Below are 13,605 nucleotides of genomic sequence, written 5' to 3'. Positions count from 1 at the left end.
TTATACAACCTCCTCATCAGGATACTCCGTAAGGTCGAAAGTTTCCATGAATTTAGTCGTGAAATTACCTGCCCTAAAGTTCGGGTCACGCATTAAACGAAGGTGAAGTGGGATGGTTGTTTTTACGCCTTCAATTACGAATTCACTTAACGCACGCTCCATCGTATTGATAGCCTCTTCACGAGTTTGGGCTACACAAATCAATTTCGCGATCATTGAATCGTAGTTAGGAGGGATAGTATATCCTGAATAAACATGCGTATCTACACGCACACCATGACCCCCAGGTGAATGGAAGTTAGTAATTTTACCTGGTGACGGACGGAAGTTGTTGAACGGATCTTCCGCATTGATACGACATTCGATTGCATGCATGGTTGGCTCGTAGCTCTTACCAGAGATCGGAATACCTGCTGCAACTTTAATCTGTTCTTTGATCAAGTCGAAGTTGATTACCTCTTCAGTAACTGGGTGCTCCACTTGGATACGTGTGTTCATTTCCATAAAGTAGAAGTTGCGGTGTTTGTCAACCAAGAACTCGATTGTACCAGCACCTTCATATTTTACAGCTTTGGCACCTAAGATAGCAGCTTCACCCATTTTAGCACGCAATTCTGGCGTAATGAATGGAGAAGGAGCCTCTTCAACTAATTTTTGGTGTCTCCTTTGGATAGAACAGTCACGCTCAGAAAGGTGACATACTGTTCCATATTGGTCACCGATTACTTGGATTTCAATATGGCGAGGATCCTCAACATATTTCTCTAGGTAAAGACCGTCGTTTCCGAACGCTGCACCAGACTCTTGACGAGCAGAATCCCAAGCATTTTCAAAGTCTTCATCTTTCCAAATGATACGCATTCCTCTACCACCACCGCCGGCAGTAGCTTTAAGGATGACAGGGTAACCCATATCTTTTGCAATTTGCAAACCAGTTTTTACATCTGGCAACAAACCTTCAGAACCTGGGATAGTCGGAACACCAGCTTTCTTCATGGTCTCTTTGGCAGATGCTTTGTCTCCCATTTTTTCAATCTGTTCCGCTGTAGCACCGATGAATTTGATGCCGTACTCAGCACAGATAGCAGAAAATTTAGCGTTTTCGGATAAGAAACCATATCCAGGGTGGATTGCATCAGCATTTGTAAGTTCTGCTGCAGCAATGATATTTGGAATATTTAAATAGGAATCTTTACTAGCAGGAGGGCCGATACAAACAGCTTCATCCGCAAAGCGAACGTGTAAACTATCACGGTCAGCAGTTGAATAAACTGCAACACTTTGAATACCCATCTCTTTACAAGTACGGATAATTCGAAGTGCAATTTCACCTCTATTTGCAATTAATATTTTTTTGAACATAATACTCTTTGATGTAACACTTTATCTCTTAGCACAATAAAAAAAGTTTCTGGAATTACTCCAAAAACTAACTAGGATCTACTAAGAATAAAGGTTGGTCGTATTCTACAGGTTGAGCATCATTTACTAAAATCTTCACGATTTTACCTGATACTTCAGATTCGATTTCATTGAACAACTTCATTGCCTCAACGATACAGATAACCTTTCCAGGTGTAACATCATCACCTACATTCACAAATGATGCTTTGTCTGGTCCTGGAGAACGGTAAAATGTTCCGATAATTGGAGACTTAATAGTGATATATTTTGAGCTTTCATCAGCAGCAGGTGCCTGAGCTGCAGGAGCAGCAGCAACTGGTGCAGGAGCCGCAACTGGAGCAACTGCTTGAGCAACCTGAGGTGCCGGAAGTGTTGCCGTTACGTAAGTAGGCTCTTGATTAGTCTTTATCGTAATTTTAAAATCTTTCTCTTCGATCGATACTTCATTCACGCCCGATTTGGAAACGAATTTGATAAGATCTTGAATTTGTTTAATATCCATACTCATATGCTAGTAGGTTTGTTTAATAATTTTAAAAAATAAATAGCTATAAAGGTAATAATAAAATGCAGATTAATACGCCCATCTTAAATAAATAGAGCCCCAAGTAAACCCGCCGCCAAATGCTGCTAAGATTAGGTTGTCTCCTTTTTTAAGCTGGCTTTCCCATTCCCATAAACACAATGGAATGGTGCCACTGGTAGTATTTCCGTATTTTTGAATGTTTACCATTACTTTTTCCTCAGGTAGTCCAGCACGTTCTGCCGTTGCATCAATGATACGCTTATTCGCCTGATGAGGAACTAACCAATTAACATCTTCCGAGGTCAATTTGTTTCTCTCCATCACTTCAACAGCTACATCAGCCATATTGGTCACGGCAAATTTAAATACTGTACGTCCTTCTTGGTAAGCGTAATGAAGGCCAGCGTCTACCGTTTCATGAGTCGCCGGGTTCAACGAACCACCGCCTTTAATGTTCAGGAACTGTCCGCCAGATCCGTCTGTTTTTAATACAGCGTCGATCAGGCCATTTCCTTCTTCATTTGGTTCCAGTAATACTGCTCCACATCCGTCTCCGAATAGGATACAGGTATTTCTGTCTTTATAATTGACTACTGATGACATCTTATCGCCACCAACAACCAATACTTTTTTGTGTTTTCCAGATTCAATGAATTGAGCTCCCGTGGTCAATCCGAATAGAAATCCCGAACAAGCTGCTTGAAGATCAAAACCCCAAGCTTTTTTAGCTCCAATTTTGTCTGCCAAGATATTTGCTGTAGCAGGGAATAACATATCCGGCGTACTGGTACAGAAGATTATTAGGTCGATATCTTCAGCAGAAATCCCTCTTTTCTCCAATAGGCCATTTACTGCTGGCACGGCCAGGTCAGAAGTAGCTTTTGTTGGATCTTTTAATATTCTTCGCTCACGGATTCCTGTGCGGGTTACGATCCATTCGTCGTTAGTGTCTACCATTGTTTCCAACTCCTTGTTGGTCAGGATGTAGTCCGGAACGTAACCATGTACTGCAGTAATAGCTGCGTGAATTTTAGACATATGTTTTAGTTAAATGCAGATTTGATCCTCTCAATGAATTTAGAGGCGATCATATCTCTCGACAATAATACCATATTTTTTATAGCCTTCGGCGTTGAAATTCCGTGGCCAATGATTACAGGGGCATTTACCCCTAAAATTGGGCTGCCGCCATATTGCTCGTAATTGAACCTGTCAAAGAATTGGTCCTTGAAACCTTTCTTCAGAGTAACTACATAAAATGATTCAGCTAGCTTCAGTACTACATTTCCAGTGTAGCCATCACAAACTATTACATCGGCATGATCACTGAATAGATCACGGCCTTCTGCATTTCCAATAAAATTAATCTTGTTGTTTTCTTTTAAAAGAGGGTAGGTTGCGATGGTTAGGTTGTTTCCTTTTTCTTCTTCTTCACCAATATTTAGCAAGCCAACTTTTGGTGAGGATATGCCGTAAACATGTTCTGCATATAGGCTTCCAAGGATAGCAAATTGGTTCAGCATTTCCGGCTTACAGTCTGCATTGGCCCCTACGTCCAACAAGATGCCAAAGCCATCCTTAAGCTTCGGTACATTGGTCGCAATGGCAGGACGCAATACGCCTGTAATGGTCTTTACACTGAACATGGCACCTACCAGCATAGCGCCAGTATTGCCTGCTGAAGAGAAAGAATCAATCTCTCCGTTTTTCAATAAGTCAAATCCCTTGGCTATAGAAGAGTTAGGCTTTTGGCTGATTGCTTTTGTGGGATGTTCGTGCATACCGATGTTCTCAGGTGCATGAACATAGTCAAATTTTGAGGGGTCAGATCCAGCTTCGGTAATAGCGTTTCTAGTGGCTTCTTCATCACCAAATAGAACAATCCGTTGCGAATCGTCCAGCTGTTTTTGAGCTTCAATCGCTCCTTTGATATTAGAATCAGGAGCAAAATCCCCTCCCAACACGTCTAATCCAATCTTCATTCGTTATTATTTATATTATTCAATAATACGCAAAAAACATCCCAAGTGAAAGTTAATAATATAAAATATTATACTTTTTTGGGATGTTTTTAAGAAAGATGTCGTTAGACAGCAGCGGTGTTCTCAATAATTAATTTACCGTTGTAGTATAAGTTACCGTCTACTGTGTATGCGTGGTGAGGTCTGTGCACCGCGCCAGTTTCTTTACAAACAGTTAAGCTAGGTAATTCAGCTTTATAGTGTGTTCTTCTCTTGTCTCTTCTAGATTTAGAAGTTTTACGTTTTGGATGTGCCATCTCGTATCTTTTGTTTTAGTTATTTTTAATATTCTTCAATGCTTCCCAACGAGGGTCAATGTTTTCATTGTCCTCCTCAGACGAGCTTTCTTCTTCATTTTGTATCCTGTTCAACATCTCCGGGTCACATGCTATCCCTTCTCCGTTTTCATTACACTTAGGATAGGGAGGGACTGCCACATTGATGTATTCATACAGCAACGGAGCGATGTCCAATTCATAGTCGTTCTTGGATAAGGTGATCACTTCTTCCGTGTCCTCATTCCAATCTTCATCGCTGAATTTTACCAAAGCACGTTCCTTGATGTGAACTGGGGAATCAAAGGTCGATAGACAAACATCGCAAGTCAGTTTTATGGTGCCTTGAATGTCGAAATTAGCTATCAACATGTTCTCCTGTTTCTGCAAGTCGACAACCGCTTTTAGATTGCCTTCCTGTAGCAAGGAATGATCGTAACATGCAAAGAACTTCTCGTCGATTTCAAAGTCAAAACTGTGCTTACCTGTTGAAAGACCTGAAAATGGTATTCTGTATTTTTTTAGATACTTCACAATCTTGCATTTGAGCCTGCAAAAGTAACGATTAAATAAGTATAAATGAAATTTATTTTAAAAAATCGTCTAGGCTATTCGTAATAATTTTTTCCTAATTCAATTTTCGGACGGTCGTTCGCCATCCGCCATTTATTGGTGTCGCGCAATGAATACGCACAACCGCAATATTCCTGCATGTAAAACTTTTCTTTCTTGCTGATTTCCAACATTCTCGCCGAACCACCTTTCTTGCGCCAGTTGAAAGTCCAATATTCCATGTTCGGATATCGCGAAGCAGCTCTTACACCACAGTCGTTGATCTGGCTCATCGTTTTCCAACGTGAGATTCCCAATGAACTAGAGATCACATCAAAACCATTTTGGGCCGCATATTCCGCTGTTTTCTCAAAACGCATGTCAAAACACATCGTACAGCGAATGCCCCTTTCAGGTTCCTGTTCCATGCCTTTTGCCAACTCAAACCAATGATCAACATCGTAATCGGCATCAATGAATGGAATATTGTGCTTCTCAGCAAATCGGATATTCTCCTCCTTCCTTAGATCGTACTCCTTCCGTGGATGAATGTTAGGATTATAGAAATAGATCGTGAAATCTATATTTGAAGCAATCAATGCCTCCATTACCTCACCAGAACAGGGAGCACAGCAGGAGTGAAGCAAAAGCTTTTTCCCTTCGTTGGGCAATTCCAACTTCTCTCTTACAAATTCTTTGTTCTCCATTGCTTTATTATCTATTCTGCAATTTTACGGAAATACATCTATTTAACCAACTTTAACAATCTTAAAGCCCTGAGAGCTCGCCTTCAAACGATTATTTTATACATTTGTAATATAATTGATTATTTTATGAAACTGAAGTACTTATTCGCTCTCCTCGCCATCGCCACCCTCATTGGATTTTATTCCTGTGAAAAAGACGATGATGAACCACCCGCAAGCAACTCGATTTCAAGACTCTATATATCTTACTCTGATTTTAACGAAAACCCTGATTTAACGCAATTCAACAATGTTGTGCTATTGCCTAATTCAGATGATGAAGAAAATATGGGCCTTCGTGCCACTCCCTTTTTATCAAATGTAAAGGGAGGGAATACCATCTATTTCAATCCTAGTGCAAGACTCATTTTCCAATCTTCAATTAATACAACGGTTACAGATACTTTCGTTTATAAGCTTAATATCGGTGAAACAGGAGCTTTGAGCAATGACAACAATAGAATTCGTCAAGGCCTGTTAAGAGATGTCCGAGGTTTAGTATTCCATCCAAGTCTGGATAAATTGTATACCATTTCCAATGGTGGCGGAACACCGGCCTACTATGTATTCGACAGACCTAGAGGATTATCGGAATTCAGGAAACCTGGACAGACCTATCATTTCAAAAACGAAATTGTACCTTGGGATGTGACCATTGTCAAAAGTGGATTGGTGGTAAGTAAATCTGGTACGAACGGAGGAGTTGAAATTTACGACAATCTAGTTATCTCCCGAGATTCAATAGTCCAATCGGTCGAACCTTCCAAGATTCTGACGGTCTCAGATGCAGTTAATATCCGTGGAATGTCAGTTGATACAGTGAACAATATGCTAGCTCTGACAGATTTTGTACAGACTGGAACAGGAGCATCAGCCACTTACGAGGGAAGAATCCTGATCTTTGATGATTATGCGAAAATTAGTGCCGCAACTGGTGCCATTAGCCCAACACGTATCATTAAAGGGGTAAATACCAAGTTAAAACAACCAGTGGATGTAGAACTTGATTTCAGAAAGGACAGCAAATATATCTATGTTGCTGATCCAATTTCAAAAGCAGTTTATCGATTCTTAAAGACAGACAATGGAGATGTTGCGCCAAATGCAACTTATCAATATCAGCAACCTGGTAGAGCCGAAGCTTCGGTTCCAAGAGGAATATCCCTGGATGCTCGGAATTAAATAAGAAAAATATTGAATTTATATAGGAAGACGAGGTTAATTAATCTCGTCTTCTTCGATTAAGGTCAGCAGGGTTTCCACTTCAAATTTCTTTTCCGCATTATCAACATGCTCATAGGCTGCGATCAGGTTCCTCAAAACCCTTTTTATGATCGCGATATTATCGCAGGGAAGGGTATAGTTATCAGAAAGTGGTAGGTTCAATTGTCTCAAGAAAGCATAGATATCTTCTTCCCGCATGATCTGTCCACGGTTGAAAACATTGATGTAGAATTGGACCTTATCCTGATTCTCTCCGTCTACATAGGCCAAAACAAAATGTTTGGGAAGATTGACCCCATAGATTGGAATGTCTAGCTTCTGGGCCACCAATGCATAGATACAGGCCAAACTGATCGGATTTCCCTTTTTTGTTTCCAGCACCTTATGGATAAAGGAATTTTGCGGATCATGATAGTTAGAGGTGTTTCCAGAGAGACCAAATTCCCGGAAAAGGATATTGTTGAGCAGTTTCACTTTCTCCACCGGACTCATATCATACATCAGATGGTACCAAGCATTTCTGCGCAGTTCCGCCAGTTGGTAATAAACCTGTTCTTCATGAAGATTGGGATATTGATAGCGGTTGATGATCAGCAGGCCTTCCAAGAGGTCCTCGGAGTTGTTGAGTTTCCAAAGTTGAAGGTCATTCTTGACCTGGTCATATTGGATTTTATGAATGATGTTTTCAATCCTGCTTTGTGAAAGCGGGTCAAAAGAAGATTCCCACGAGTGTTCCAATAAAGGTATAACCTCAGGCCCACATGTGATTAGTTTGTGCTCTATCTCTTGAAAAATCTCCCGGTCGGGGTCATCCAAAAGATAGATGAGTGCCTTAATTTCTTTTTCATTCACAATGAAATTTACGAAATAAAAGGCATTCCCAAAAATCCTTCAGCAAATTGTTATTATAATTGACCATCCAACATATTGATGATGGACTTGCCGTATTCTGCATTCTTCTCAGAGTGAGTCACTTGTATGATGGTCATGCCGTCATCGTTCAGTTGTTTGAACAGCTCCATGATTTCTTCACCTTGTTTCGAATTTAGGTTTCCCGTAGGCTCATCGGCCAACAACAATCTTGGCGATCCTGCCAATGCCCTCGCAATGCCCACCACTTGTTGCTGTCCACCTGAAAGTTGCGCCGGAAAAAGATCCTTCTTGCCCACGATGTTAAATCGATCCAACATATCGGATACAATGCTCTTCCGTTCTGAAGACGAAAGGTTCTTGTAGATCAATGGCGTTTCAATATTTTCATAAACAGTCAACTCATCAATCAAATGGTAAGATTGAAATACATATCCGATATGCGACTGAAACAATTGCGATCTCTTTTTCGCTTTCATGTTCAGCACATCTTCCCCCATAAAATTATAACTACCCTCATCTGGTTCATCCAGCATCCCAATAACATTCAATAAAGTCGACTTCCCAGACCCAGAAGGCCCCATAATGGAAACAAAATCTCCCTCGTTGATTTCCAGATTGATATCCTTTAAAATAAAGTTTTTGGCTCCGCCAACATTGTACCACTTAAAAATGTGTTCTAATTTTATCATGTTTTTTTTATAGTATTTAGTATCAAGTATTTAGTATTTAGACTTTTCCTGCTCCACAGGACCGTCTTAATTCTTCCTATCCTTTCCAATCAGGTTAATATCTCAAATCTCACATCTCACATCTCATATCCACTCAAGGGCACAGCCCTTGAGTTACTCATCCCTCAAGCTATCCACGGGATTGGCCTTTGCAGCCTTCAAAGATTGGAAACTCATCGTCAAGAAGGCAATAACAACAGTTGCCAGTGCCGGAATTACAAACATCCACCAAGATATTTCAATTTTATAGGCAAAATCATCTAACCACTTATTGGACGCCCACCAGGCGATTGGTGAAGCTATAAGAATGGAAATTAAGACCAGCTTGATATAATCTTTTGAAAGCAAGCCAACGATTCCAGAAATGGAACTTCCCAATACTTTACGGATCCCTATTTCTTTCGTTCGTTGAGCGGTAGAGATAGTCACCAAACCAATTAACCCGAGGCAACTCAATAAGATGGTAACCCCTGTAGAAAGGTTGATGATTTTAGAAAACTTATGGTCCGCCTCGTACAGTTGACGGATATTCTCATCGTAAAATTTATAGGCAAATGGAGCATTTGGATATATATTCTTCCATTCTTTTTCGATTGTCTCCAAAGAAGATTTCCAAGTTTTTGGATCAGCATGTAATTTGACGGATATGTATTGAAGCTGACCTCTAAATTTAGTAGTCAACATAGCTACCCCTTCTTTTTCAGTATGAAAAGATTTGCTGGTATAGTTTGAGGTAATTCCTGTAATCGTTCTGTCCTTACCATAGGCACTTACGGCTTTTCCAATCGCTTCTTCAGGACTTTTGAAGCCCATTTCTTCGATAGCTAATTCATTTAGGATGATTCCTGAACTGGTATCTGCCAATGTCATATTTCTTCCGGCAAGCAACTTAATCCCATAAACATCTAAATAGTCTTTGTCTACAAACTTGAAAGGCACATTCACTTTCACTACTCCAGTGTCCGCTGTGGAAGAAACAAAGTTCCCCCAATGGTTATTGGACAATGGTAAATGACCTAGGGCCACCCCAGCAACCTGACTATGTTTTAACAAAGCATCCTTAAATACATAAGGGTCGACATCAGCATTTTGATCGACCTTATAAGGTAATTGCATTGTAATCAATGCTTGATGGTTAAACCCAAGGTCTGAAGTCATGGTATGTTTCATTTGCATCCCCATGATAAAGGTGGAAACAACAAAGCCCTGTGCAATGACAAATTGAAATATGATCAATACCTTTCTGATGGAAATGCTTCCAACCGATAATTTTCCAATTCCTTTCATCTTGATGACCTCAGAGATCTGAACCTTGTTGATCAGGTAAGCAGGATAAAGGCTCGAAGCAATGCTAATGAAAATGACTAAGCCTATTATGAAGATACTTACTGGCAAAATATCTGAAAATGAATTCAGGTTTGCTGGTAAATAAGAGGCAAATGCTTTTTCGAATATTTTGGTTAAGGGCCAAGATAGAAATAGAGCGAACAGACTAATGAAAAATGTTTCCAGCAAAAATGATTTGGTGACATCAAAAGGTTGTTCGCCTAATGTTTTGCGGATGCCAATTTCCTTGGCTCGATAAGGTACTTGAGCTGTAGTCAGATTGATGTAGTTGATGGTCGCTAATAAGAGTAAAAATATTCCTATTCCGATGAATCCATAAACTACTTTAATATTCGAACTGTTCTGAAGGTTCTTGTCAAAATGTACATCGGCAAGAGGAGTTACACCAGCTCTGGCCTTGGTATTCATTTCAGCGAATTCCGTTTTGGTCATTTCATGGATTTTCTTGCTGACTTCATTTACAAAAGCATCCCTATTGTTTGGCGACTTTAATTTAACAAATAAAGTGATATCAGACATAAAGGAAACCCAAAGGTCTGAATTCCAATTTCTGTCCGATATCTTTACAAATTCCTTTGCCAAAAAGCTACTTGGACTTTCCAGATCTTTTACGACTCCAGAAACAGAAAAGAGTGTCGTGTCATACATTAATGTTTTTCCAACAACTTCTTTGGGATCCATATTTGGGAAATATTGATTCGCCCTACTGCTGGTTAGTATGACCTCATCTGGGTGCTGTAAAGCTTTATTGGGATTTCCAGCCAACCATTCATAAGGAACCATTTTGAAATAATCACTCGTAGTTTCAATGATGTTCTCTTGATCTTCAATTGTAAAACTCTCCTTGGAGTCCGAACTGTTCCTGATTTTTGGATAATACCTCCTATTGACCGGAACCGAAAGCTCTACACTCGAAAGGTTCTCTTTAATATATCTGGCTAATGGAGTTGGAACCCCATCAAACCGATCAGTAGAACCTACCTCATCGAAAACCCCATATACCTTGAATATTTTCTCCCCTTCAGCATGGTTCTTGTCAAAACTCAATTCGTAGTTCACCAGCCTAAAAACGATCCAACAGGCACTGATCCCAATGGCCAAGCCTATAATATTCAGGAAGGTAAATAACTTATTCTTCCATAATTTCCTAAAAATCAAATTCAAGTTCTTCATAATCTTATTAGTTGAAACTAAATCCCCAATTCAATCTTATTAAGGGATGGACATAGGTCTAAATACTAAATACTAAATACTTAATACTAAATACTTTAAAAAAATCATTCATCCTTTAAACTATCAACCGGATTAGCCCTTGCTGCCTTAAACGCCTGGCCTCCAATGGTCATAAATGAAATCATGAGGGTAATCAAGCCAGCAGCAAAGAATATCCACCATTCAATATGGATATGGTAAACAAAGTTGCTGAGCCATTTATCCATGGCCCAATACCCTAATGGAATAGCAATTATAAATGCCAAGACTACCAATTTTATGAAATCAGAAGTCAATAGAGCCACCAGTTTACTTACCGAAGCACCCAACACCTTTCTGATACCAATCTCTTTAACGCGTTGCTGTGCTGTATAGGCAGATATTGCAAAGAGACCGATACAAGCAATTACTATGGTGACTAAGGCAAAGAGTTGCATAATCTTGGTGGTTTGTTGCTCTTGTTTGTAAAGTGCAGCATAATCATCATCCAAGAAATGATAATTAAAGGTGGTATTAGGTAATATTTTGTTAAAGGCTACCTGTATATCCTGTAAAGCTTGAGTCGTATTGGCACCTGCATTTATCTTTACAAAAACATTCCCAAAATAGCTGTATTCAGGAAATAACGCTACTGGTCGAACTTCTTCTTTCAATGAAGCAAAGTTGAAATTGTCTACCACTGCCTTCACAGGTCCCCTTCTTCCATTAATATTGACGGTCTTCCCGATTGCTTCCTCTGGAGTCCACCCAATTCTTTCTGCCGCCATTTTATTGATGATGATGGCTACAGATCGCGTAGCAGAAGTGTCCTTAGCTTTGATGATATCCGTTTCGTTCAATGGTTCCCCAGCGAGAATTGGAATTTCAAAAGTCGGCAAAAAGTCTCGTTCGATCGGCAATGCCGTAATATCCATGCTGAAGTTTGGATTCTTGCCTTCAGAGGTTTCCAAAGAATAACCACCCTGCACATTGACAGGCGAATCATAAGAGGCCGAAATACTTTTGATGGATCCGATGTTCTTAAGTTCATTTTTCAAGTTTTCCACCCCTGTAGATTGTAATACGTCTCCATCCAAAACAACAATCTGAGAACGGTTCAGGCCAGTATCCATGGTCTGGATAAATTGCATCTGCCTATAGGCAAACAAAGTACAGATCACTAAAAATATCGAAATGCAATATTGGAAGGTTATCAAAATCTTGGCAATTGGAAACTTTGTCTTACTCGACTTTAGTTGACCCTTGATGACGCTGATAGGTTTGAATTGTGCAATGACCCATGCTGGCCAACCTGATGCAATAAAATTCAATACAACGAAGAAGGTTAATACAGCAAAATAGAAAGACGGATTTGACCATAGTTCGAGTTTCATGGGAACACCTAAATATACGCTGAATACAGGTAATAATATCCAAGCAAGCAGAAGCCCCAACAGTAAAGCTATTCCAACCATCATTCCACCTTCCACAATAAATTGATTGAAAATTCCCTTTTTGTGAGCACCAATGACTTTTCGAACGGCGATCTCTTTAGCCCTCTCCGAAGCATGGGCTAGGGATAGATTGGTAAAGTTTACCGCCGAGATCAATAGGAGGGCAGCTGCTAAGAAGCCGAAGATATACAGGTACAATAGGTTTCCTGAACCAGCTGCTTTGGAATGTAAGTGCACTGTTTCTATGTTTTCAAGATTGATCTTAATGGTATAACCCGCATCATATTGCTCTTTCAGTTGATGCTTCATAAAGGCATCTACCTTTTCCTGTAATGCCTGCTGATTGACATTCGCTTTCAACAAAACAAAAGTGATGTCATTTGCTGATCCCCATTGAGGTTCTTGTTGGTATCTCTTCAAGCCTTTGTTTGATAGCAAAGCAGAAAACTTGATTTCGGTATAGGTTGGTAAATCCTCGATGACCGCTGTTATGGTCCAAGGTGATTTATCGATCATAATCGTTTTACCAATAGCATTTTCATTCGAAAAATACTTCTTAGCCAACGATTCAGTCAATACAATATCATTCGGATTCGATAGTGCAGCATTTACATTTCCTGAAAGGACCTTATAATCTAAGACTTTTAAAAAATCCTCATCCACATATTTTAGACCAGACTCTTTAATTGATTCCGAGCCATTTTCGATCAAGGCAGCATTATTGTAAGTATACATCCTGACGGCTTTCTCGATTTCAGGAAATTCCTTTGCAAAGACCGGAGCTACAGCCGTAGGAGTAACCCTCCAATAGGTGAAATCCGCATCCTCCGGAGCTTTCACGGAAGAAGTAACCAGCGAAACCCGATCCGAATTGGATAGATATCGATCATAACTCAACTCATGGTAAACATAAGCCAACAACAATAAAAAACAGGTTATCCCCAATGCTAAACTGGCAATATTGATAATCGAAAAACCCTTGTTTTTGCGAATGTTCCGAAAAGCTATCTTTAGATTATTCATGCTAATATTGGTAATGTGTTTCCCTTCGAGTAAATGCCTAATTGCATTGAGCTATTTACCCGCTGAATTAAAATACAATACATTTGCCATTAATGTAAAGTGTTGAAAAACAGATTAATGCAATTGTTTAGGGTGTTTAACATGTTCGATATCGAACGCTTTTTGTTCGGTACTGAACGGTCGGGGAGATAATAGTCAGCAGACACAAGACAACAGAACTCTCGGCTAGGTTATTGCGAGA

General features: G+C 39.8%; 12 protein-coding genes. 1 reads left to right on the top strand and 11 read right to left on the bottom strand.

What is annotated here, in order from left to right; all coding sequences use genetic code 11:
- The 7 genes from accC to ACWICE_RS00975 all read right to left on the bottom strand — a co-directional run bounded on the left by accC (position 1) and on the right by ACWICE_RS00975 (position 5,485).
- Entirely contained in the window at positions 1-1,362 is a 1,362-nt protein-coding gene (gene accC / locus ACWICE_RS01005) for an acetyl-CoA carboxylase biotin carboxylase subunit (RefSeq protein ID WP_185211089.1), read from the bottom strand.
- A 67-nt stretch (positions 1,363-1,429) separates the two neighbouring features.
- Entirely contained in the window at positions 1,430-1,912 is a 483-nt protein-coding gene (gene accB / locus ACWICE_RS01000; RefSeq protein ID WP_185211087.1) for an acetyl-CoA carboxylase biotin carboxyl carrier protein, read from the bottom strand.
- A gap of 66 nt (positions 1,913-1,978) precedes the next feature.
- The gene (locus tag ACWICE_RS00995) at positions 1,979-2,968 is read right to left on the bottom strand and encodes a beta-ketoacyl-ACP synthase III (RefSeq protein WP_185211085.1); all 990 of its coding nucleotides are present in this window, start codon (positions 2,966-2,968) and stop codon (positions 1,979-1,981) included.
- 5 nt (positions 2,969-2,973) lie between these two features.
- Complete coding sequence (gene plsX, locus ACWICE_RS00990; protein ID WP_454297444.1) at positions 2,974-3,912, bottom strand: phosphate acyltransferase PlsX; 939 nt, start codon at positions 3,910-3,912, stop codon at positions 2,974-2,976.
- 104 nt (positions 3,913-4,016) lie between these two features.
- Positions 4,017-4,208, bottom strand: a complete 192-nt coding sequence (gene rpmF / locus ACWICE_RS00985) for a 50S ribosomal protein L32 (protein ID WP_093100719.1) — start codon at positions 4,206-4,208, stop codon at positions 4,017-4,019.
- Positions 4,209-4,223: 15 nt separating this feature from the next.
- Positions 4,224-4,760, bottom strand: coding sequence for a YceD family protein (locus ACWICE_RS00980; RefSeq protein WP_254526413.1), 537 nt, complete (start codon positions 4,758-4,760; stop codon positions 4,224-4,226).
- Between the two features lie 74 nt (positions 4,761-4,834).
- Positions 4,835-5,485, bottom strand: a complete 651-nt coding sequence (locus ACWICE_RS00975) for an epoxyqueuosine reductase QueH (RefSeq protein WP_454297443.1) — start codon at positions 5,483-5,485, stop codon at positions 4,835-4,837.
- Positions 5,486-5,611: 126 nt separating this feature from the next.
- Here ACWICE_RS00975 and ACWICE_RS00970 point away from each other — a divergent pair, with 126 nt between their 5' ends.
- Positions 5,612-6,706 carry a hypothetical protein gene (locus ACWICE_RS00970; RefSeq protein ID WP_254526409.1) on the top strand — a complete coding sequence of 365 codons (1,095 nt, stop codon included), beginning with the start codon at positions 5,612-5,614 and terminating at the stop codon, positions 6,704-6,706.
- 36 nt (positions 6,707-6,742) lie between these two features.
- Here the strand turns inward: ACWICE_RS00970 and ACWICE_RS00965 are convergent, their stop codons facing one another.
- The 4 genes from ACWICE_RS00965 to ACWICE_RS00950 form a co-directional block, all read right to left on the bottom strand.
- Positions 6,743-7,603 carry a transglutaminase-like domain-containing protein gene (locus tag ACWICE_RS00965; protein ID WP_374670339.1) on the bottom strand — a complete coding sequence of 287 codons (861 nt, stop codon included), beginning with the start codon at positions 7,601-7,603 and terminating at the stop codon, positions 6,743-6,745.
- A 50-nt stretch (positions 7,604-7,653) separates the two neighbouring features.
- The gene (locus ACWICE_RS00960) at positions 7,654-8,310 is read right to left on the bottom strand and encodes an ABC transporter ATP-binding protein (protein WP_454297442.1); all 657 of its coding nucleotides are present in this window, start codon (positions 8,308-8,310) and stop codon (positions 7,654-7,656) included.
- Between the two features lie 153 nt (positions 8,311-8,463).
- Entirely contained in the window at positions 8,464-10,869 is a 2,406-nt protein-coding gene (locus ACWICE_RS00955; RefSeq protein ID WP_454297441.1) for an ABC transporter permease, read from the bottom strand.
- A gap of 104 nt (positions 10,870-10,973) precedes the next feature.
- Entirely contained in the window at positions 10,974-13,364 is a 2,391-nt protein-coding gene (locus ACWICE_RS00950; protein WP_454297440.1) for an ABC transporter permease, read from the bottom strand.
- Positions 13,365-13,605: the final 241 nt, after the last annotated feature.

Source organism: Sphingobacterium sp. NPDC055346, from assembly GCF_053645235.1.
Note: the sequence above shows the minus strand (reverse complement) of the source record. Positions and strands in the feature narration are given on the sequence as shown.